At 66.2% G+C, this 20,200-nt stretch carries 18 protein-coding genes; 11 read left to right on the top strand and 7 right to left on the bottom strand.

Features of this window, described 5'->3' with window-relative positions; translation table 11 throughout:
- Positions 1–50 precede the first annotated feature (50 nt).
- Positions 51–947, top strand: coding sequence for a DMT family transporter (locus ACFZAI_RS21550; protein ID WP_391569187.1), 897 nt, complete (start codon positions 51–53; stop codon positions 945–947).
- A gap of 104 nt (positions 948–1,051) precedes the next feature.
- On the opposite strand, the gene ACFZAI_RS21545 is transcribed toward ACFZAI_RS21550, so the two are convergent.
- Complete coding sequence (locus ACFZAI_RS21545; protein ID WP_391568823.1) at positions 1,052–1,942, bottom strand: DMT family transporter; 891 nt, start codon at positions 1,940–1,942, stop codon at positions 1,052–1,054.
- Positions 1,933–2,661, bottom strand: a complete 729-nt coding sequence (locus ACFZAI_RS21540; protein ID WP_391568822.1) for a GNAT family N-acetyltransferase — start codon at positions 2,659–2,661, stop codon at positions 1,933–1,935. The genes ACFZAI_RS21545 and ACFZAI_RS21540 overlap by 10 nt, the downstream gene beginning before the upstream one ends.
- A gap of 84 nt (positions 2,662–2,745) precedes the next feature.
- Here ACFZAI_RS21540 and ACFZAI_RS21535 point away from each other — a divergent pair, with 84 nt between their 5' ends.
- Positions 2,746–4,479 (top strand): PLP-dependent aminotransferase family protein, encoded by a 1,734-nt coding sequence (locus tag ACFZAI_RS21535; protein WP_391569186.1) that lies wholly within the window; start codon positions 2,746–2,748, stop codon positions 4,477–4,479.
- Between the two features lie 15 nt (positions 4,480–4,494).
- Here the strand turns inward: ACFZAI_RS21535 and ACFZAI_RS21530 are convergent, their stop codons facing one another.
- Both ACFZAI_RS21530 and ACFZAI_RS21525 read right to left on the bottom strand, forming a co-directional pair.
- The gene (locus tag ACFZAI_RS21530) at positions 4,495–4,791 is read right to left on the bottom strand and encodes a hypothetical protein (RefSeq protein ID WP_391568821.1); all 297 of its coding nucleotides are present in this window, start codon (positions 4,789–4,791) and stop codon (positions 4,495–4,497) included.
- Positions 4,791–5,423 carry a LysE family translocator gene (locus ACFZAI_RS21525; RefSeq protein WP_054422234.1) on the bottom strand — a complete coding sequence of 211 codons (633 nt, stop codon included), beginning with the start codon at positions 5,421–5,423 and terminating at the stop codon, positions 4,791–4,793. Before ACFZAI_RS21525 ends, ACFZAI_RS21530 begins: the two co-directional genes overlap by 1 nt.
- Before the next feature lie 228 nt (positions 5,424–5,651).
- On the opposite strand from ACFZAI_RS21525, the gene ACFZAI_RS21520 reads away from it, so the two are divergent.
- A complete protein-coding gene (locus ACFZAI_RS21520; protein ID WP_391568820.1) occupies positions 5,652–6,473 on the top strand; it encodes a DUF72 domain-containing protein in 822 nt (273 codons plus the stop codon).
- 18 nt (positions 6,474–6,491) lie between these two features.
- Here the strand turns inward: ACFZAI_RS21520 and gorA are convergent, their stop codons facing one another.
- Entirely contained in the window at positions 6,492–7,850 is a 1,359-nt protein-coding gene (gorA, locus tag ACFZAI_RS21515) for a glutathione-disulfide reductase (RefSeq protein ID WP_391568819.1), read from the bottom strand.
- A 173-nt stretch (positions 7,851–8,023) separates the two neighbouring features.
- Between gorA and ACFZAI_RS21510 the strand changes: the two genes are divergently transcribed.
- Entirely contained in the window at positions 8,024–8,647 is a 624-nt protein-coding gene (locus ACFZAI_RS21510; RefSeq protein WP_391568818.1) for a LysE family translocator, read from the top strand.
- 56 nt (positions 8,648–8,703) lie between these two features.
- Here the strand turns inward: ACFZAI_RS21510 and aceE are convergent, their stop codons facing one another.
- On the bottom strand, positions 8,704–11,397 hold the full coding sequence (gene aceE / locus ACFZAI_RS21505) for a pyruvate dehydrogenase (acetyl-transferring), homodimeric type (RefSeq protein WP_391568817.1): 2,694 nt from the start codon (positions 11,395–11,397) through the stop codon (positions 8,704–8,706).
- A gap of 226 nt (positions 11,398–11,623) precedes the next feature.
- Here aceE and ACFZAI_RS21500 point away from each other — a divergent pair, with 226 nt between their 5' ends.
- Complete coding sequence (locus ACFZAI_RS21500) at positions 11,624–12,091, top strand: MarR family winged helix-turn-helix transcriptional regulator (protein ID WP_391568816.1); 468 nt, start codon at positions 11,624–11,626, stop codon at positions 12,089–12,091.
- 16 nt (positions 12,092–12,107) lie between these two features.
- Positions 12,108–12,851, top strand: coding sequence for an aspartate/glutamate racemase family protein (locus ACFZAI_RS21495; RefSeq protein ID WP_391568815.1), 744 nt, complete (start codon positions 12,108–12,110; stop codon positions 12,849–12,851).
- Here the strand turns inward: ACFZAI_RS21495 and ACFZAI_RS21490 are convergent.
- A complete protein-coding gene (locus tag ACFZAI_RS21490) occupies positions 12,848–13,558 on the bottom strand; it encodes a Crp/Fnr family transcriptional regulator (protein ID WP_391568814.1) in 711 nt (236 codons plus the stop codon). The genes ACFZAI_RS21495 and ACFZAI_RS21490 overlap by 4 nt on opposite strands.
- A gap of 168 nt (positions 13,559–13,726) precedes the next feature.
- On the opposite strand from ACFZAI_RS21490, the gene ACFZAI_RS21485 reads away from it, so the two are divergent.
- The 5 genes from ACFZAI_RS21485 to ACFZAI_RS21465 all read left to right on the top strand — a co-directional run bounded on the left by ACFZAI_RS21485 (position 13,727) and on the right by ACFZAI_RS21465 (position 20,200).
- Positions 13,727–15,442 (top strand): acyl-CoA synthetase, encoded by a 1,716-nt coding sequence (locus ACFZAI_RS21485; protein ID WP_391568813.1) that lies wholly within the window; start codon positions 13,727–13,729, stop codon positions 15,440–15,442.
- Positions 15,443–15,481: 39 nt separating this feature from the next.
- Positions 15,482–17,251 (top strand): acyl-CoA dehydrogenase, encoded by a 1,770-nt coding sequence (locus ACFZAI_RS21480; protein ID WP_391568812.1) that lies wholly within the window; start codon positions 15,482–15,484, stop codon positions 17,249–17,251.
- Positions 17,252–17,634: 383 nt separating this feature from the next.
- Positions 17,635–18,645 carry an ABC transporter substrate-binding protein gene (locus tag ACFZAI_RS21475; protein ID WP_391568811.1) on the top strand — a complete coding sequence of 337 codons (1,011 nt, stop codon included), beginning with the start codon at positions 17,635–17,637 and terminating at the stop codon, positions 18,643–18,645.
- Positions 18,642–19,472: an ABC transporter permease gene (locus tag ACFZAI_RS21470; protein ID WP_391568810.1), complete on the top strand. Its 831-nt coding sequence runs from the start codon at positions 18,642–18,644 to the stop codon at positions 19,470–19,472. The genes ACFZAI_RS21475 and ACFZAI_RS21470 overlap by 4 nt, the downstream gene beginning before the upstream one ends.
- Positions 19,460–20,200: an ABC transporter ATP-binding protein gene (locus ACFZAI_RS21465; RefSeq protein ID WP_391568809.1), complete on the top strand. Its 741-nt coding sequence runs from the start codon at positions 19,460–19,462 to the stop codon at positions 20,198–20,200. Before ACFZAI_RS21470 ends, ACFZAI_RS21465 begins: the two co-directional genes overlap by 13 nt.

Here is a 20,200-nt window from a genome sequence, read left to right as displayed (position 1 = left end):
TCGCTCCCAAGCCCCTGCGCCTGCCGCTGGACACGCTGGCCACCGCCGGCATGCTGGCGCTGTGCGTGTGCTGGGGCTTTCAGCAGATCGCCATCAAGCTTGTCGCGGGCGACATCGCGCCCATCATGCAGATCGGCCTGCGCTCGACCTTTGCCGCGCTGGTGCTGGCGGTGGTGGTGGGCCGCGCGGAAGGCGGACGCGCGTTTCGCGACGGCACCGCCCTGCCCGGCCTGATCGTCGGCCTGCTGTTCGCGGGCGAATTCCTGTTTGTGGCGCAGGGCTTGCTGTACACGACGGCCTCGCACATGTCGGTGTTCTTGTACACCGCGCCCATCTTCGCGGCGCTGGGGCTGCATTGGCTGCTGCCCGAAGAACGCATGCAGCCGCTGCAATGGCTGGGCGTGGCGGTAGCGTTCGGGGGAATTGGGGTGGCGTTCCTAGGTGGCGGCAGTGGCAGTGATGCGGCGGGCGGCCGTGCGGCGGACGGCATCAACATGCTGCTGGGCGACGCCATGGGCTTGGCGGCGGGCTTGCTGTGGGGCGCAACCACGGTGGCCATCCGCAAGACCTCGTTGTCGGAAGCCGCGCCGTCGAAGACCTTGTTCTATCAAATGGCGGTGGCCTCGGTCGTCCTGCTGGCGTACGCCGCCCTGACGGGCCAGCACGGCATCCGTTATACGCAGGCCGCCGTGCTCAGCGTGGCGTTTCAAGCCGTGGTGGTGGCGCTGTCGAGCTATCTGGCGTGGTTCTGGCTGCTGCGCCGGTATCTGGCGTCGCGGCTGTCGATCCTGTCGTTCATGACGCCGCTGTTTGGCGTGAGTTTTGGCGTGCTGATTCTGGACGAGCCGCTGGACCGCCACTTCGTGCTGGGCGCGGTGATGGTGCTGGCGGGAATCACGCTGGTCAGCGGCGCGGGCTTGCTGCGCGAGAAGCTGCGCAGGCGATGAAGCGGGTACCCCTCGGGCTGGCTTCAGGCCCGAGGCTGGCGGCGGGTCAGGCGCCAGGCAAGCGCCAGATCAGGCCCCAGACAAGCGGCGAATCAATCCCTTGATCAGGCGCGTTTTTGCACCGGCCCAAGGTTCAACACAATCAACGCCGCGCCCGCCAACACCAGCGCAAACCCCCACCAATCCGCTGTGTCGGGCCGGTCGCCTACCAAGGCCATCGCACCCAGCACGCCCACCACCGGCACCATCAGCGTCGTCAACGCGGCAACGGTCGCGCTGACGCGTTCGCTCAGCACGAACCACAGCCAATACGCCACCGCCGTTCCCAAGATGATGTGGAACGCCAGCGCCGCCACGACCCGGCCATTCCAACCCTGCGTGGGAAACGATTCGCCCGCGATCAGCATGCCCGCCAGCGCGCAGGAGGCGCCCACGGCCAGTTGCCATGCCGTGATGACGATGCGGTTGCCCGCCACCGGCCAGCGCTTCAGATAGACGGTGCCCGCCGCCCAGCCAAACGCCGCCACCAGCGGAAACACCAGGCCCTTGGCGGCTGCCGGGTCGTGGTCTCCGAAGACCGCCTGCAACACCGGCCACGCCAGAATCGTCACGCCCATCGCCCCCAGCAGCAAGGCCAGCGCGCGCCGCCGGTCCAGGCGTTCGCCCAGCACGGCCCAGGCCAGCAGCGCCGACATCATGGGCATGGTGAACGTCAGCACCGCCGCGCGCGACGTGCTGGTGCTGAGCTGCGCCCACGCCACCGCCAGGTTGAACACCGCAACGGCAAGGATGCCGCCCACGATGATGCCCGGCCACGACGCGCGGGGCGGCAACAAAGCCACGCGCTTGGCGCCCGCCAGCAGCAATAGCAGCACGGCGCCGCTGCCCAGACCCAGCAGCCGCAACGTAAACGGCGGGAAGATCGACAGAATGATCTTCACCGCCGGCCAGTTCAGCCCCCAGAACAGGGCCAGCGCAACGGGGATCAGGCGCACGCGGCCTTTTCCTTGGCGGCCAGTTCGGCCAGCCCTGCCCGCTGATTGCCTTCGGCGTCGAAATTCTCGGGGCTCAGCCAGCGTTGATAAGCGGCGCGCAACGCGGGCCATTCGCTGTCGATGATCGAGAACCACGCCGTGTCGCGGCTGCGGCCTTTGTAGATCGTGGCCTGGCGGAACACGCCTTCAAACTGAAAGCCCAGCCGTGCCGCCGCCTTGCGCGACGGCGCGTTCAGGCTGTCGCATTTCCATTCGTAGCGGCGGTAGCCCAGTTCGTCGAACGCGCGCTGCATCAGCAAGAATTGCGCTTCGGTGGCGATGCGGGTGCGCTTGAGCTGACGCGAAAACGACACGAAGCCGACTTCAATGACGCCGTTGGCCGGGTCAATGCGCATCAGCGCCAGCGTGCCAATGGCGCGCCCGGTTTCCAGATCGATGATGGCGTGGTGCAGCGGGTCGTTGCCCGCTTGAGCGAACTCGGCGAACGCGCGGTACGCGGCCTCGTTTGCGAAGGGGCCGATGCCCATGTAGGTCCAGTCGCTATCGTCCGGCGCCTGGCTGAACGCTTGGTACAAGTCCGCCGCGTGGCGCTCGGCGGACAAGGGTTCCAGCCGGCAATACCGGCCCACGGCGGGGGTCAGCGGCGGACGCGCGCGCGGGGTCCAGCCGGGTACATCGGGGCCAATCGGTTGTTGAAATGCATTGACGCGGGGTTGCATGCGACGGAGCCTCATCCTGGTTAGCGCGCGCCGCCGGCCGTGGCGGACGCAACACGCATGGCCTCACGATATCGGAATCGTGGCATCATAAAAAGCACCACGACGACTGAATTTAATAGGGCCATGATACCCTCAACCCCGGGCCATCCTGCCGACACCGCTGCGCCTGCGAGCCCCTCGCTTTCCAGCCCCCAGCTTTCCAGTCCCCTGCTTTCCAGCCCATTGCAGCGCGGCCCCGGCGCACCGCCCCGCCAGCGCCAGTTGATCCAGCGGCTCAAGCAGGCCATCCTGGCCGGCCAATTGCCTGCGGGCGGCAAGCTGCCTTCGTCCCGCGCGCTTTCCGAAGACCTGGAGATTTCCCGCAACACCGTGCTGATCGCCTACGAGCAGCTGACGGCCGAGGGCTACGTGGTCGCCGACCGGCAAGGCACACGGGTTGCGGCGTTGTCGGCCGCGCCCTTGTCGGCCGCCGCGGTAACGACCGCCGCGGCAGCGGCCGCAGCAAGATCAACCGCCGCCGCAGTTTCGACCGCCGCGGTATCGACCGCCGCGGCAACGGCCGCCGCAGTATCGACCGCCGCATCCTCCGCCCCCCCGCAATCCACGGGCCGCGCCGCACGCGCCGCCCAGGGTGCCACGCCACCGGCCGCCGATGCACTGGCGACCGCCACACGGCTGTCCCGCATCGTCTCCACGCGTTCGCCCGTCGACAGCTCCTTGCCGATGACGCCCGGCACGCCCGCGCTGACCCAGTTCCCCATCAGCGCGTGGCGCCGCGCGCAAGACCGCGCTCTGCAAGCCGCGCCCGCGGCCACCTTAGGCTACGGCCATCCCATCGGCGAACCCGCCTTGCGCGAAGCCATCGCCCAATACCTGCGCGTGTCGCGCGGCGTGCATTGCGACGCGTCGCGCATCATCATCACCGAAGGCGCGCAAGGGGCGCTGGCGCTCTGCGTGCAGTTGCTGACCAACCCAGGCGACACGGCCTGGCTTGAAGAACCCGGCTACCGCGGCGCCAAGTCCGCCTTCAATGCCGGCGACTTGAACGTGGTGGCCATGCGCGTGGACGCCGACGGCATCGCCATCCCGCCCAGCGCGTGGCAAGCGAACCCGCCGCGCCTGATCCAGACCACGCCCACGCATCAATACCCCACTGGCGCGGTGCTGTCGGTGGCGCGCCGGCTGGAATTACTGGATCGCGCGCGGCAGGCGGGCGCGTGGATTATCGAAGACGATTACGACAGTGAATTCCGCCATCAGGGCGAACCCATCGCGGCCATGCAGGGCCTGCTGCCGGACGCGCCGGTGCTGTATGTAGGCACGTTCAGCAAGACGATGTTTCCGGCCCTGCGGCTGGGCTTTCTGGTGCTGCCCGACGCCATCGCCAAGCCCGCGATGCCGTCCATCATCGAGATGCTGCGCGGCGGCCATCGGCTGGAGCAGCTGACCATGGCCGCCTTCATCGAGAACGGGCAGTTCTCACGCCATCTGGGCCGCATGCGCCGCTTGTACCGCGAGCGCCAGGCGGCGCTGCGCGAGGCGTTGGCCGCGCACTTGGGTGTAGACCATGTGGTGCTGGGCGGGCATAGCGGGCTGCATCTGACGGTGCGTTTGCCGCCTGAATTTCCCGATCAGCGCATTGTGGACGACGCGCGCAAGCTCGGCATGAATCCCAGTTCGCTGTCGTCGTTTGCCGTCAACCCGCTACCCGAAGATAACGGCGTGGTGATTGGCTATGGCAACACCAGCGCCGACCGCTTTCCTGCCCTGATCAAGCGGCTGGGCGACGTGGCGCGTCAGGCGCGCAGGCCGGCCTGAACGCCCCCGCCAGTCCTAATCGACCAACCCGCCCAGCACCAGCACGGCCAGTACGAGCCAGAACAGGAAACCCACGATGGAGCGGCGCAGCAACGCCTTGACCGCCGCCCACAGGAACATCAGCCCCAGCACCAGCAGCACAAAGTTGAACAGCGACGGGCTCATGCCCATCGCCTTGGACAAGCCGGAATAGAAGTCGCCCAATGCGCCGCCCAGGCCGCCCAGCAACCACTTGATGCCTGCGACGATGGCGCGCAGGGCCTCGCCGAGCATGACGCCCAGCGATGAAAAGAAACCGTCTTCCTTCGGCATCAGCGGCGCGTGTCCATGATCATGCGCACGGCCAGGCCGGCCAGCACGGTGCCCATCAGCCAGCGCTGAATCACCATCCACAAGGGGCGGCCCGCCAGGAAGCCGGCGATGGAGCCCGCGGTGATGGCAATCACCGCGTTCACCGACAGGCTGACCGCAACCTGCGTCATGCCCAGCACCAGCGACTGCGTGAAGACGCTGCCGTGATCAGGCTGAATGAATTGCGGCAGCAATGACACATACATCACGGCGATCTTCGGGTTCAGCAGATTGGTCACCAGCCCCATCGTGAACAAGGTACGCGGGCTGCTCTTGGGCAGTTCGCGCACCTGAAACGGCGAGCGGCCGCCGGGCCGGATCGCCTGCCACGCCATGTACAGCAGATACAGGGCGCCGCCGATGCGCAGCGCGTCATACGCCACCGGCACGGTCAGCAGCAGCGCCGTGATGCCGAACGCCGCGCAGCACACATAGAAGATGAATCCCACCGCCACGCCGCCCAGGGAAATCAAGCCGGCCTGCGGGCCTTGCGAGATGGACCGGGACACCAGGTAGATCATGTTGGGCCCGGGGGTGAGCACCATGCCCAGCGCAACCAGGGCGAACGTCAGCAGATGAGTCAAGTCAGGCATGATGAGCCGGCGCGCGCCGGGCGATGTCGGAAGAGATTCGCACACGTTATCGCAAAACTGTATCGAAACAGGTGTTTTTTTGTGCACGGCGGCAACGGCCAACGATCCGTATCACCGCGACGACAAACGCCCAAGCAGGCGGCGCGAATCCACCGGCGTGGGCTTTACGACCGCCTCGGCACAGGAATACAGTGGACCGGTTCGTTCGTTTGCATGGAGCGCCTGGACATGCCGCATCGTCATCGGTCCGTGGTTTCCCCCATCATCCGCGTCGGCATTGGAGGCTGGACGTATGCCCCCTGGCGCGGCCCCTTCTACCCCGAAGGCCTGCCCCACGCGCGTGAGCTCGAATACGCCAGCCAGCAGCTAAGCGCCATCGAAATCAATGGCACTTACTACAGCACGCAAAAGCCCGCCACGTTCGCCAAATGGCGCGACGAAACGCCAGACGGATTCGTCTTTTCGTTGAAGGCGTCGCGCTACGCGACCAACCGCCGCGAACTGGCGGGCGCCAAAGATTCCATCCACCGCTTCGTGCATAGCGGCATCGCCGAACTCGGCCCGAAGCTGGGGCCGGTGGTGTGGCAATTTGCGCCGACCAAGACGTTCAACGCCGCGGACTTCGGCGCCTTTCTTGAGCTGCTGCCAGACAAGGTCGACGGCTTGCCGCTGCGCCATGTGGTGGACGTGCGCCACGCAAGCTTTGCCTGTGAAGACTATCTGGCGCTGGCCCGAAAACACCGCGTGGCCACGGTGTACACCGACAGTGAAGACTTTCCGTCCATCGCCGACCGCACCGCCGACTTCGTCTACGCGCGTCTGATGCGGGCCAGCACCACGTTCAAGGCCGGTTACGCGCCCAAGGTGCTGGACGCCTGGGCCGACCGCCTGCGCACCTGGGCGCGAGGGGCCGACCCGGCGGATTTGCCGCGCATCGGGCAGCCGCCATCCGGTACGGCGCGCCCGCAAGACGTGTACGCGTTCTTCATCAATGGGGCCAAAGAACGCGCGCCGGCAGCGGCGCGCGCGATGATTGAACGCTTGTCGTGAAGGCGGCGGCCGCGTCGCTTACTGCGCCACCGGCGTGCGCAGCGTGACGAACTCTTCGGCGGCCGTCGGGTGAATGCCGATGGTGTCGTCAAACACTTGCTTGGTGGCGCCGGCCTTCAACGCCACGGCAATGCCCTGCACGATCTCGCCCGCGTCCGGGCCGACCATGTGCACGCCCAACACGCGGTCGGTCTTGGCGTCGACAATCAGCTTCATCAGCGTCTTTTCCTGCGACTCGGTCAGCGTCAGCTTCATGGGGCGGAAGCGGCTTTCAAAGAGCTTGACCTCGTAGCCGGCCTCGCGCGCTTCTTCGGTTGTCATGCCCACCGTGCCGATGTTCGGCAGGCTGAACACGGCCGTCGGAATCAGTTGGTAGTCGACCTTGCGGTATTCCTCGGGGCGGAACAAGCGGCGGGCCACGGCCATGCCTTCGGCCAGCGCCACCGGGGTCAGCGGCACGCGTCCGATGACATCGCCAATGGCCAGAATGGACGGTTCGGCCGTGCGGTATTCGTCATCCACATCGATAAAGCCGTCGTCCTTCAGCTTGACGCCGGTGTTCTCCAGGCCCAGGTTGTCCAGCATCGGGCGGCGGCCGGTGGCGTAGAACACGCAATCGGTCTCGACGACGGAGCCGTCCTTCAAGGTGGCCGCAAGCGACCCATCGGCCTGCTTGTCGATGCGCGCCACGTCGGTGAAGAAGCGCAAGTCGACGCCCTTTTTCACGAGCTCGTCGCGCAGGTGTTCGCGCACGCCCTGGTCAAAGCCGCGCAGGAACAGGGGGCCGCGATAAGCCTGAACGACTTGCGCGCCCAAGCCATTGAAAATAGAGGCGAATTCCACGGCGATGTAGCCGCCGCCCACCACCAGCACGCGGCGCGGCAGCGCCTTCAGGAAAAAGGCCTCGTTGGACGTGATGGCGAGTTCCTTGCCGGGGATGTCCGGCACCTGCGGCCAGCCGCCGGTTGCCACCAGGATGTTCTCGGCGGTATGGCGTTGACCATTGATCTCGACCGTGTGGGGGTCGACGATGCGGGCGTGGCCTTCCAGCAGCGTCACGCCGCTATTGACCAGCAAGTTGCGGTAAATACCGTTAAGACGCTCGATTTCGCGATTCTTGTTGGCGATCAGCGTGGGCCAATCAAACGACGGCTTGCCCGTCGTCCAGCCAAAACCGTGGGCCTGTTCGAAGTCTTCGCTGTAATGGGCGCCGTAGACCAGCAGCTTCTTGGGCACGCAACCCACGTTGACGCAGGTGCCGCCCAGGTAGCGGCTTTCCGCCACGGCCACGCGGGCGCCAAAGCCTGCCGCAAAGCGGGCCGCGCGCACGCCGCCCGAGCCTGCGCCGATTACAAACAGATCAAAATCGAATGCCATGTTGTTTCCTTCGCGTGCGCCTTGCGGGCCCGCGTCACTGTCCGGGAAAACCGTATTTAACACTACCCGGCGTGGCAGATTGATCACGCCGGACATTCCCAAGGCATGACGATTGGCCTACAGTCGTTGCCACGGAGGCATCACGCCGCCCCAATCACCGGAGCGTTTCACTCATGTCGCTTGAAACCTGGCTGGCCTTTTTAGGCGCATCGGCCCTGCTTGTGATGTTGCCTGGCCCCACCATTCTTACCGTCATCAGCTATTCCATCACCCATGGCAAACGCGCCCGCCTGCCGCTGGTGCTGGCGGTGGCGCTGGGGGATTCCACGGCGCTTGTGCTGTCGCTGCTGGGCCTGGGCGCACTGCTGGCGGCGTCCGCATTCTGGTTCACGGTGGTGAAAACCGTGGGCGGGCTGTATCTGCTGTACCTGGGCTTCAAGCTGCTGCGCGCGGGCGTGGCGCCCGCCACGCTGCCCAAGACCGAAGCCGTGAGCTCGCGCTGGAAGCTGTTCGCCAACACCTATCTGGTGACGGCGCTGAACCCCAAGGGCATGATTTTCTTCGTGGCCTTCCTGCCGCAATTCATTGACCCGGCAGGTGACGTCACGCGCCAGCTCTGGATGCTGTCGGCCACGTTTGTCGCCTGCGCGGGGATCAACGCGGCGGCCTATGCGGTGTTTGCCGGATCGGCCCGCCGCTTGCTGTCGTCGCCGCGCGCACAGCGCGGCTTCAACCTGGGCGGCGGCGCCATGCTGTCCGCCGCCGGCATCTGGGCGTTGCTGGCGCGGCGGGTGTAGCAAGCGAACGCCGAAGGGTGCGGCGGCAGCGCTTACGCCAACAATTACGGCAACGCTTACGGCAGCGCCGCCGATACCGCTTCGGGGTCGATCCCGTAACGGGTGATGGCTTCGGCGGCGCGGGCCCGGTCGATCAAGCCGTCATCGGCCAGCGCCTTCAAGGCCGCCAGCGCGATGTGATGGCGGTCTACCTCGAAGAACGCGCGCAGCGCCTGCCGCGTATCTGATCGGCCAAAGCCGTCCGTGCCCAAGGTCACATAGCGCCGCCCGGCCATGAACGGGCGGATCTGTTCAGGCACCGTCCTCATATAGTCGGTGGCGGCCACCACCGGGCCGCTGCTGGCCGACAACGCGGTTTCGGCGTAACCGCGCCGCGCGTCTTCCAGCGGATGCAGGCGGTTCCAGCGCTCGGCCTCGTGGCCGTCACGGCCCAGTTCCGAATAGCTGGTCACGCTCCAGACGTCGGCGGCCACGCCAAAGTCCTGTTGCAGCAAATCGGCGGCGGCCAGGGTCTCGCGCAGAATCGCGCCGCTGCCCAACAATTGCACCCGCAGCTTGCCCGGCGCGCCTTCGCGCAAGCGGTACATGCCTTGCAGGATGCCGGCTTCGGCACCTTCGGGCATCGGCGGGTGCGCCGTTTTTTCGTTGATCAGCGTCAGGTAGTAGAAAACGTCTTCCTCGTCCTGATACATGCGGCGCATGCCGTCCTGCACGATCACGGCAATTTCATAGGCGTAAGCCGGGTCATACGCGCGGCACGACGGAATGACCGAGGCCAGCACCTGGCTATGGCCGTCGTCATGCTGCAAGCCTTCGCCTTCCAGCGTGGTCCGCCCGGACGTTGCACCCAGCAGGAAGCCGCGTGCGCGGATGTCGCCCGCGGCCCAGGCCAGGTCGCCCACGCGCTGAAAGCCGAACATCGAATAGAAGATGTAGAAGGGAATCGTGGCCACGCCATGGGTGCTGTGCGCGGTGGCGGCGGCAATCCATGACGACATCGCGCCCGATTCATTGATGCCCTCTTGCAGAATCTGCCCCTTGCGGTCTTCGCGATAGACGCTTAACTGGTCCGCGTCCTGCGGCGTATACAGCTGGCCCACATGCGAATAGATGCCCACCTGGCGGAACATGCCGTCCATGCCAAACGTGCGCGACTCATCCGGCACGATGGGCACCACGCGCTGGCCGATCACGGGGTCTTTAAGCAGCTGCGCCAAGACCCGCACGAACGCCATCGTGCTTGAAAATTCGCGGCCATCGCTGCCTTTCAGATGCGAGGCGAACGCGTCCAGCGACGGCGTGGCCAACGGGCCGGGGCCAGCCGCGCGGCGCGGCAAATGGCCGCCCGCCCGCGCGATGGCCGCATCGAAGTAGGCCTGCTCGGCGCTGCCGGGCGCAGGCTTGATGTAGGGAATCTGCTCCAGTTGGCCGTCCGGCACGGCAATCGAGAAACGATCGCGAAACGCGCGCACGGCCGGGTCGGCCATTTTCTTTTGCTGGTGGTTGGTATTGGCGGCCTCGCCCGCCGCGCCCATGCCGTAGCCCTTGACCGTCTTGGCCAGAATGACCGTAGGCTGGCCGCGATGCGCCACGGCCGAGGCATACGCCGCGTAGACCTTGGCCGGGTCGTGGCCGCCCCGGTTCAACGCGCCGATCTCGTCGTCGGACAGATGCGCCACCCGTTCCCGCAGCACCGGGTCGGCGCCAAAGAAATGCTCGCGCACATACGCGCCGCCGCGCGCCTTGAACACCTGGTATTCGCCATCCACGCACTGCATCATCCGGCGGCGCAAGCGCCCGTCGTGGTCTTGAGCCAGCAGCGCATCCCAGCCCGCACCCCAGATCACCTTGATGACGTTCCAGCCCGCCCCGCGATACACGCTTTCCAGTTCCTGGATGATCTTGGCGTTGCCCCGCACCGGCCCATCCAGCCGTTGCAGGTTGCAGTTGACGACGAAGATCAGATTGTCGAGTTTCTCGCGGCCAGCCATGGCCACCGCCGCCAGCGTTTCGGGCTGATCCTGTTCGCCATCGCCCAGAAAGCCCCAGACCTTTCGGCCCTGTGCGGGGATCAGTTCGCGGTCTTCCAGATAACGCATGTAACGCGCCTGATAGGCCGCCATCAACGGCCCCAGCCCCATCGACACCGTCGGAAACTGCCAGAACGACGGCATGGTGCGCGGATGCGGATACGAGGCCAGCCCGCCGCCGCCGATCTCGCGCCGGAAGCGGTCAAGCTCGGCTTCCGAGATGCGGCCTTCCAGATAGGCGCGGGCATAGATGCCGGGCGCGGAATGGCCCTGAATGTAGAGCATGTCGCCCAGAAATTCCGGCGTGGCGGCGCGGAAAAAATGGCGGTAACCCGTTTCGTACAGCGTGGTGGCGGACGCATAGGTGGCGATGTGCCCGCCCACGCCCGAGGTCTTGCCGGCCCGCAGCACCATGGCCATGGCGTTCCAGCGCAGGTAGGCGTCCAGGCGCAGCTCAATGCCCACGTCACCCGGGAACGCGGCCTGCACGGCCGGGGCAATGGTGTTCACGTACGGCGTCACGCTGGGCGCGGCATAGCGCCCGTTGGCCGCGCGGTCCTGATTGATCAGTTGATCCAGCAGATAGTGCGTGCGCGGCAGGCCTTCATGCGCCAGCACGGCCTGCATGGCTTCCAGCCATTCCTGGGTTTCCTGCGGGTCGGCGTCTATCGGGTCGGCATCTATCGGGTCAGCGTCTATCGGGTCGAGCGGGGTATCCATGGGCGTCCTCCTTCGGGTGCGTGGCTGGCGCCGGGGTCAGGTCCAACGGCGCCCGCATTTCACATCGTGAATTGCAATTACATCATGTGCAATTGCAATCGTAAAAAGGATCTTGAACAATTGCAAGTGCAACTACTTCAGGACAAATCGGCGCGCACGCTCGTGCGATCGACCGCCCGGCTCTTACAATCGCCGCTGCACTTCTTAATCAACGGGAACGGATCGCATGGCCACGGGCAAGCCTGACGCGTGGAGCCTCTTTCTGACCGCGCATGCGCTGGTCGTCGAGGAAATTGAAAACCGGCTGTCGGCCGCCGACCTGCCTCCGCTGGCCTGGTACGACGCGCTGTGGGCGCTGGAACGCGCGCCCGATGGCACCGCACGCATGTACGAAATGGCCGAACGCATGGTGATCGCGCGCTACAACCTGACGCGATTGATGGACCGCATTGAAGCCGCTGGGCTGGTCGAACGGTTTCGGTCCGACGAAGACCGCCGCGCAACCTACGCACGGCTGACGCCCAAGGGCCGCGCCCTGCGGCGCGAGATGTGGAAGGTCTACGGCCCCGCCATTGACGAACTCTTCCTGTCGCAATTGCCCGAAGCGCAACAGGCCGCCATGGCCGAGAGTTTCCGCCACATCGCCCGCCATGTGCGCGCCAAAACGGCGCGCCCCGCATCCGCCGCCTCTTGAACCAGGAATCCGCGTAATGACCTCCCCCGCTCGCCCGTTGCATATCGGCATCGTCGCCTGCTCCGCCGAAGGGGCGGCGCTGTGTTATCGCACGCTGTGCGCGGAAGGCGCGGCGCGCATGGGGCCGCACGCGCATCCGGAAATTTCACTGCACACGCATTCATTGGCCGACTACGTGGTTTGCCTGGACCAGGGCGACCTGCCCGGCGTGGGCGCGCTGATGCTGTCGTCCGCCGGCAAGCTGGCGCGCGCCGGCGCCGACTTTCTGATTTGCCCCGACAACACCATCCATCAGGCGCTGGGCCATGTGCTGCCGGCGTCGCCGCTGCCCTGGCTGCACATCGCCGAAGCGGTGGCCGCCGACGCCGCGTCGCGCGGGTGTCGGCGCATTGGCATTCTGGGCACGCGCTGGCTGGTGGATAGCGAGGTCTATCCGGAAAAACTGGGCGCGCTGGGGCTGCAGGCCGTGCGGCCTTCGGAAGACGACCGCATTGCAATGGGCCGCATCATCATGGACGAGCTGGTCTATCGCGTGTTCAAGCCGGAGTCGGTGGCGCGGCTGCAAACCATCATCGAACACTTGCGCGATGCCGGTTGCGATGCGGTGGTGCTGGGCTGCACGGAACTGCCGCTGGTGTTGAACGACGCAAATTCGGTGCTGCCCACGCTGGACTCCACCCGGCTGCTGGCGCGCGCGGCGCTCACCGCGGCCATCAACGCGGCCTTGCCCGGCACCCACTCCTTCGCTGACTGCGGCTAAATCTGGTCCAGGCCGTATTGGCGCAGCCGGTCCAGGTCCAGCACCTTGATCTGGTTGTACGCCAGCGCCAGGATGCCCAGGTCAGCCAACAGCTGCAAGGCCTGATTGACCCGCTGGCGCGACAGGCCGGTCAGATAGCCAAGTTCTTCCTGCGAGATCGCCAGCGTCAAGTCCGTGGACGGATACAGCTGCGGGTTGAACAACTGCGCAAGCGACTGCGCCACGCGGGCATCCGCATCCAGCAGCCGATGGTTCTGGATGGACGCAATGAACTCGCCCATGCGGTCGTTCAACTGCCCGATGACAAAGTGCGAAAACGGCAGGCTGGCCGCCAGCAGCGCGTGAAAGGTGGCGGCCGGCACCGACATTACCAGCGACGGTTGAATGGCCACCACGTCGTACTTGCGCAGCTCGCGCTTGATGACGCTGCCTTCGCCAAACCAGCCGCCCGGCGGCACGCCGGAAAACGTGCAACTGCGCCCCGATTCGTTGTAGATCGCCAGCTTCAGCAAGCCCGTGTGCACGCCCAGCCAATAGTCCGACGGCGCATTGCGCCGCGCGACCCATGCCCCGCTGCCCACGTGTTCGGCGCGCGCCGTCGCCAGCACCAGATCCTGGTGGCGGGCGTCCAGCGCGCCGAACCAGGCACAGGCCCGAAACAGGCTCGCAAGCTCCGTGGCGGAAACAGGGTTTAAAACATCGGACATGGGTGAAAACCGTGTAAAACAGGAAAATTGCGGGCGCGGACGGCGGTCTGTCATGCAGACGACAGACAGTATTTTCCGGCCGGCCCTACGCTCACGCAAGCGACGGGGATCAACCTTTTCCCCGAAATAATTAAGGGGCGCCTTGCGCGTTCCAATCGGAGACAACGCATGAGCAGCATGTTCGACCATGGCCTGGCGCGCCGCGACGCCAACTACGAAGCCTTGACGCCCGTGGATTTCATTGCGCGCGCCGCCGAGGTATACGGCAACCGCCTGGCCGTGGTGCATGGCAAGGTGCGCCGCACGTGGGGCCAGACCTATGAACGCGCCCAACGGCTGGCCGGCGCGCTGGCGCAGGCCGGTATCCAGCGCGGCGATACCGTCGCCGTCATGCTGCCCAACATTCCCGCCATGGTCGAGGCCCACTTCGGCGTGCCAATGCTGGGCGCCGTGCTCAACACCTTGAACACCCGGCTCGATACGCCCAGCGTGCTGTTCATGCTGGGCCACGGCGAAGCCCGCGCGCTGATCGTTGACACCGAATACAGCGACGTCGCGCAGCGCGCCCGCGCCGAATTCCCGCATTTGAAGATCGTGTCCGTGCACGACCTGGCATCCGCGCCCGCCACCCTGCCCGGCGCGACCGACTACGAAGCCTTCCTGGCCGACGCGCCCGCCACGTTCGACTGGAAGCCGCCCGCTGATGAATGGGACGCCATCGCGCTGAACTACACGTCAGGCACCACCGGCGACCCGAAGGGCGTGGTCTACCACTACCGCGGCGCCTACCTGAACGCCATCAGCAACATCCTGGAATGGGACATGCCCAAGCACGCGGTCTATCTGTGGACGCTGCCCATGTTCCATTGCAATGGCTGGTGCTTCCCGTGGACGGTTGCCGCGCGCGCAGGCGTGAACGTGTGCCTGCGCAAGTTTGATCCCCAGACCGTGTTCGACCTGATCCGTGCCGAAGGCGTCACGCATTACTGCGGCGCGCCCATCGTGCAAAGCGCGCTGGCGAATGCGCCCGCCGAAATGCGCGCCGGCATCACGCATACAGTGCGCACGATGGTCGCGGGCGCCGCGCCCGCGCCGGCCGTCATCGCGAAGTTGCGCGACATCGGCTTCGAGCTGACCCACGTTTATGGCCTGACGGAAGTCTATGGCCCGGCCGCCGTCTGCGCCCGCCAGGAAGCGTGGGACGCGCTGGACGACGAACGCCGCGCCCTGCTGACCGCGCGCCAAGGCGTGCGCTATCACTTGCAGGCGGGCGTGTCGGTGCGCAACCCCGAAACCATGGAAGAAGTGCCCGCCGACGAACAGACCGTGGGCGAAGTCATGTTCCGCGGCAACATCTGCATGAAGGGCTATCTGAAGAATGACCGCGCCACCGACGATGCGTTTGCAGGCGGCTGGTTTCACACGGGTGACCTGGGCGTGATGACGGCGGACGGGTACGTGCGCATCAAAGACCGCAGCAAGGACATCATTATTTCGGGCGGTGAAAACATCTCGAGCATCGAAGTCGAAGACGCGCTGTATCGCCACCCGGCCGTGGCCGCCGTGGCGGTGGTGGCTATGCCCGACCCGAAGTGGGGCGAAACGCCGTGCGCCTTCGTCGAACTGAAGCCCGGTTGCGCGGCCACCGCCGAAGAGATCATCGCGCACTGCAAGCTGCTGCTGCCCGGCTTCAAGGTGCCGCGCGCGGTGCGCTTTGGCGAACTGCCCAAGACGTCCACCGGCAAGATCCAGAAGTTCGAATTGCGCGCCGCGGTCGGCGCGACCCAGGCCATTGATGTGGCCAATCCCGATGCGAAGTCCGACGCCACGCCCAACGCCAATCCCGGCGCCGCCCCCGTGGCCAATCCCAAGAAAGCCGTCTGAACGCCGGCGCCAACACCCCCAATCAGGAGCTCCGAGGCCATGACGTACCAAGCCCCCGTGAAAGACATGTTGTTCGTGTTGAACCATCTGGCCGGCCTGCCGCAAGTTGCCGCGCTGCCCGGTTACGAGGAGGCCACGCCCGACACCGCCCAAGCCGTGCTGGAAGAATCCGCCCACTTCGCCGCCGATGTGCTGGCGCCGCTGAACCACGCCGCCGACCGCGAACCCAGCGCCTGGCGCGACGGCAAGGTCACAACCTCGCCCGGCTTCAAGCAGGCCTTCCGCCAATACACCGAAGCCGGCTGGCAAGGCATGTCGCATCCCGTCGAATACGGCGGCCAGGGCCTGCCCGGCCTGATCGGCTCGCCCTGCTCTGAAATGCTGAACGCCGCCAACCTGTCGTTCGCGCTGTGCCCGCTGCTGACCAACGGCGCCATCGAAGCCTTGCTGACCGCCGGCTCGCCCGAACTGAAAGCACGCTTCATCGGCCCCATGATTTCGGGCCAATGGACCGGCACGATGAACCTGACCGAGCCGCAGGCCGGTTCCGACCTGGCCATGATCCGCACGCGCGCACAACCCGTGGGCGATGGCACGTACCGGCTGTCTGGCACCAAGATCTTCATCACCTACGGCGACCACGACCTGACCGAAAACATCCTGCACCTGGTGCTGGCCCGGTTGCCCGACGCGCCCGAAGGCGTGAAGGGCATTTCGCTGTTCCTGGTGCCCAAGTTTCTGGTGAACGAAGACGGCTCGCTGGGCGCCCGCAACGACGTCGAGTGCGTGTCGATTGAGCACAAGCTGGGCATCAAGGCCAGCCCCACCGCCACGCTGCAATTCGGCGACGCGGGCGGCGCGCTGGGCTATCTGGTCGGCCAGGAAAACCGCGGGCTGGACGCGATGTTCATCATGATGAACGCCGCGCGCTACGCGGTGGGCGTGCAGGGCATCGCCATCGCCGACCGCGCCTATCAGCATGCGCTGGCCTACGCCGCCGAACGCGTGCAGAGCCGCCCGGTTGACGGCTCATCGCGCGAAGCCGTGCCCATCATCCAGCACCCCGACGTGCGCCGCATGCTGGGCACGATGCGCGCGCTGACCGAAGCCGGCCGCGCGCTGGCGTATGTCACCGCCGGCCATGCCGATCTGGCGCACGCCAGCCCCGACCCCACCGAACGCAAACACCAGTTGGCCATCCAGGAATTCCTGGTGCCCATCGTCAAAGGCTGGTGCACCGAAATGTCGATCGACGTCGCCAGCCTGGGCGTGCAGGTGCACGGCGGCATGGGCTTCATCGAGGAAACCGGCGCCGCGCAGTACTACCGCGACGCCCGCATCCTGACCATCTATGAAGGCACCACCGCCATCCAGGCGAATGACCTGGTCGGCCGCAAGACCTTGCGCGACGGCGGCGCGGTGGCGCAGGCCTTGCTGGCCGGCATCCAGCAAACGGAAAAGGAGCTGGAATCGCGCAGCGAGCCGGCCGCTGCCCTGGTGCTCAAGCCGCTGCGCCAGGCGCGGATGGCGTTGGCGAATGTGGTGGACTTCGTGCTGGCCAACGCGGCCAGCGCGCCCAACGCCGTCTTCGGGTCGGCCGTGCCGTATCTGCTGCTGGCGGGCACGACGCTGGCCGGTTGGCAGATGGCGCGCGCGTTGCTCGCGAGCCTGGACCATCGCCAGGAAGACCCGGCGTTCCACGACGCCAAGATCGCCACGGTGCAGTGTTACGCCTTGCACAAGCTGACGCAGGCGCCGGGCTTGGCGGCGGTGGTGCTGGGTTCGAAGGAGTACGACGTTCAGCCTTGAGCGGGAAGGCCGCGGGGTCGTGGCTTGGCGCGTCGCTTGGACACGGAGCGACGCAGCGAGCGCAACAACGAGCAGATCAACGAGCACAACGGCGGGCACAACAACGAGCACAACGGCGGGCACAACACCGCGACTCGTAGCGCAACGACAAGCGCGCCCCGCAGCGCGATAGCGTGTGCATGACCCAGATAGACCGCCTTGATTGGCGGTCTATTTGCATGCGCGATCGGACGGGTTTCGCGCCTGCCCAGTCATTAAGCATATAACCAGAAAGAATAAAGAACAGGAATAAACATATTTAAAATCATTAAACGGACACCGGAAAACCCTTTGCCCGTAGGCAAAGCGCCAGCCGCATCAAGGCGCGATTCACAGGATTCCCCATGTTCCGCAAGCTCTTGATCGCCACCCTGCTGTCCGCTGCCGCCGCCTCTCCCGCCCTGTCCGCCCCGCCCGTCCTGGAAATCGGTTATCTGCCGATCTTGCCCGACGCGCAATTGTTCGTCGGCCTGGAAGAAGGCACGCTGCAAGCCAAGGGCGCCCCCGCGCCCAAGCTGGTGCAATTCCAGAGCGGCCCGGCGCTGACGCAAGCGCTGATCGCCGGCCAGCTGGACGCCGCCTACGTGGGCATCGGGCCGGCGCTGGTGGCGCGCGCCAAGGGCGCGCCGATCAAGGTCGTGGCGTCGAACATCGTTGAACAGGTCAACGTGGTGGCGCTGGGTCCGCTGGCGCCCTACTTCGCATCAGGCGACCCGGCCACCGCCTTCGCCCGCTTCGCCAAGGATCACGGCCGCAAGCCCGTCATCGCCAGCTACCCCAAGGGCGCCGTGCCCGAAGCCGCGTTGCAATATTGGCTGCGCAATCAAATCAAGGCCGATCCGGCCAGCGTCGAACTCATCTACCAAGGCGAAGCCCAGATCCAGCAATCGCTGCTGACGGGCGCCATTGATGGCGCGGCCATCCTCGAACCCACGGTCACGACCGTGCTGACCCGCGCCCCGGAATCGCGCGTGGTGGCGCGGGGGTCCGAGCTGTTTCCCAAGCAGCCGGGCGCCGTGCTGCTGGTGCGTGAAAAGCTCATCGCCGACCATCCCGACACCGTGCAGCAACTGGTGAACGCGCATCTGGCGGCCACTGCGCTGTTGAAGAATGACCCGGCCAAGGCCGCGGGCTACGTGCAGAAATACGTGGGCGGCGGCCGTCTGGACCGCGCGCTGGTCGAAAAAGCCATCCGCAGCTCGCGCGACCAGTTCGAGGCGAACCCGCACGCCATCGTCAACGCCACGGCCGAACTGCAAACGTTCCAGGCCACGCTTGGCACGGTGGAAGCGCCGCCCGTGGATGTGAAGCAATTGTTCGACACCCGCTACTACGACAAGGCCGCCAAGCCATGAGCCAGGCCGCACACGCGATCGCCACACCGCAATCATCGCCACAGTCCGCTGCCCGCAACGGCCCGCCGCCCTGGCTGGCCGCCGCGCGCCGGGCGGCCTATGGCATTGCCGGGCTGATCATTTTCATTGGCATCTGGAAAGCCGCGCTGATCTGGGAATGGGCGCCGCGCGGCACCCTGCCCGATCCGTTCGCGCTGCCCGGCACCTTGGCGCAGGAATGGCAATCGGGCCGTTTGCTGCCCGCCATCGGGTCCAGCCTGGTGCACTATTTCTGGGGGCTGGCGTTAGGCACCGCGCTGGGCTTCGGCGTGGGGCTGGCTGCCGCAACGCTGCCGCGTTTTGATCTGATGCAGGCGTATCTGGCCCGCATCCTGCGCCCGATTCCGCCGCTGGCCTGGGTGGTGTTCGCCATCGCCTGGTTCAAGGTCAGCCACGCGGGCGCGGCCTTCGTCATCGCCATCGGCGTGTTCTGGGTGAACTACTTCGCCACCTACAGCGCCGTGCGCAACGTAGACCCGCGCTATTACGAACTGGCCCGCGCGTTTGGCCATGGCGGCTATCTAGCGCGCGCGTTTTCCGTGACGCTGCCCGCCATCGCGCCCGGCGCATTATCAGGCGTGCGCACCGGCATCGGGCAGGCCTGGATGACCTTGATCGCGGCCGAACTGCTGGGCGTGCCGGGCATGGGCCAAGAGATGAACGCGGCCGCCGGCGTGGGCGCGTACGACGCCGTGGTCGTCTACATGCTGATCATTTCGCTGGTCTACACAATCTGCGATCTGGCGTTCTCCGCCGTCGAAAGCAAGGTGCTGCAATGGCGTCCGTAATTGAATTTTCGAAGCTGTCTTATCAGCATCCGGGTGCGGCCGCGCCGGTTATCCAGGGCTTGTCGTTGCAGATCGAAGCGGGCAGCTTTGTGGCGGTGGTGGGCGGATCGGGGGTGGGCAAGTCCACCTTGCTGCGCGCCGCGGCCGGGCTGACCGAGCCCACGTCCGGCGATGTCCGCTTCCAGGTGCAGCCGCGTCCGGGCCGCCGCACGCGCGCCGTGGTCTTTCAAGACAGCCGCCTGATGCCGTGGCGCACGGTGGGCGGCAATGTTGGCTATGGGCTGGAAGGCCTGGGGCTGGACCGCGAAGAAAAGTCGCAACGCATTGCCTCGGCGTTGCAACTGACGGACATGGCCGACTACGGCCGGCGCTGGCCGCATCAGCTGTCGGGCGGGCAGGCGCAACGGGTGGGCATTGCCCGCGCGCTGGCTGTCAAACCCGACCTGCTGTTGATGGACGAACCTTTCAGCGCCGTTGACGCCATCACGCGCCGCAACCTGCAACAAGAGTTGATCCGCGTCTGGCAGGCTTCTGGCGCCGCGGTGTTGTTCGTCACGCACGACATCGAAGAAGCGGTGTTTCTGGCCGACAAGGTCGTGGTGCTGGGCGGGCATCCCGCCAACATCGTGGGCAGTTACGATATCGGCCTGCCGCGCCCCCGCGACCGTGGCGCGGCGGCCTTTGCCGCGCAGGTGGCGGCCATCGCCCACACGCTGGAACACCACTGA

This window comes from Achromobacter sp. NPDC008082 (genome assembly GCF_042957345.1).
Lineage (GTDB): Bacteria > Pseudomonadota > Gammaproteobacteria > Burkholderiales > Burkholderiaceae_B > Achromobacter > Achromobacter kerstersii_A.
This window is presented reverse-complemented; position numbering and strand designations above follow the sequence as displayed.

Coding starts and splice junctions, on each gene's coding strand:
- ACFZAI_RS21470 (WP_391568810.1), top strand. CDS start 18,642: ATGAGCCAGGCCGCACACGCGATCGCCACACCGCAATCATCGCCACAG.
- ACFZAI_RS21480 (WP_391568812.1), top strand. CDS start 15,482: ATGACGTACCAAGCCCCCGTGAAAGACATGTTGTTCGTGTTGAACCAT.
- ACFZAI_RS21490 (WP_391568814.1), bottom strand. CDS start 13,558: ATGTCCGATGTTTTAAACCCTGTTTCCGCCACGGAGCTTGCGAGCCTG.
- aceE (WP_391568817.1), bottom strand. CDS start 11,397: ATGGATACCCCGCTCGACCCGATAGACGCTGACCCGATAGATGCCGAC.
- ACFZAI_RS21550 (WP_391569187.1), top strand. CDS start 51: ATGCTGGCGCTGTGCGTGTGCTGGGGCTTTCAGCAGATCGCCATCAAG.
- ACFZAI_RS21495 (WP_391568815.1), top strand. CDS start 12,108: ATGACCTCCCCCGCTCGCCCGTTGCATATCGGCATCGTCGCCTGCTCC.
- ACFZAI_RS21510 (WP_391568818.1), top strand. CDS start 8,024: ATGTCGCTTGAAACCTGGCTGGCCTTTTTAGGCGCATCGGCCCTGCTT.
- ACFZAI_RS21475 (WP_391568811.1), top strand. CDS start 17,635: ATGTTCCGCAAGCTCTTGATCGCCACCCTGCTGTCCGCTGCCGCCGCC.
- ACFZAI_RS21485 (WP_391568813.1), top strand. CDS start 13,727: ATGAGCAGCATGTTCGACCATGGCCTGGCGCGCCGCGACGCCAACTAC.
- ACFZAI_RS21520 (WP_391568820.1), top strand. CDS start 5,652: ATGCCGCATCGTCATCGGTCCGTGGTTTCCCCCATCATCCGCGTCGGC.
- ACFZAI_RS21500 (WP_391568816.1), top strand. CDS start 11,624: ATGGCCACGGGCAAGCCTGACGCGTGGAGCCTCTTTCTGACCGCGCAT.
- ACFZAI_RS21525 (WP_054422234.1), bottom strand. CDS start 5,423: ATGCCTGACTTGACTCATCTGCTGACGTTCGCCCTGGTTGCGCTGGGC.
- ACFZAI_RS21540 (WP_391568822.1), bottom strand. CDS start 2,661: ATGCAACCCCGCGTCAATGCATTTCAACAACCGATTGGCCCCGATGTA.
- ACFZAI_RS21530 (WP_391568821.1), bottom strand. CDS start 4,791: ATGCCGAAGGAAGACGGTTTCTTTTCATCGCTGGGCGTCATGCTCGGC.
- gorA (WP_391568819.1), bottom strand. CDS start 7,850: ATGGCATTCGATTTTGATCTGTTTGTAATCGGCGCAGGCTCGGGCGGC.
- ACFZAI_RS21465 (WP_391568809.1), top strand. CDS start 19,460: ATGGCGTCCGTAATTGAATTTTCGAAGCTGTCTTATCAGCATCCGGGT.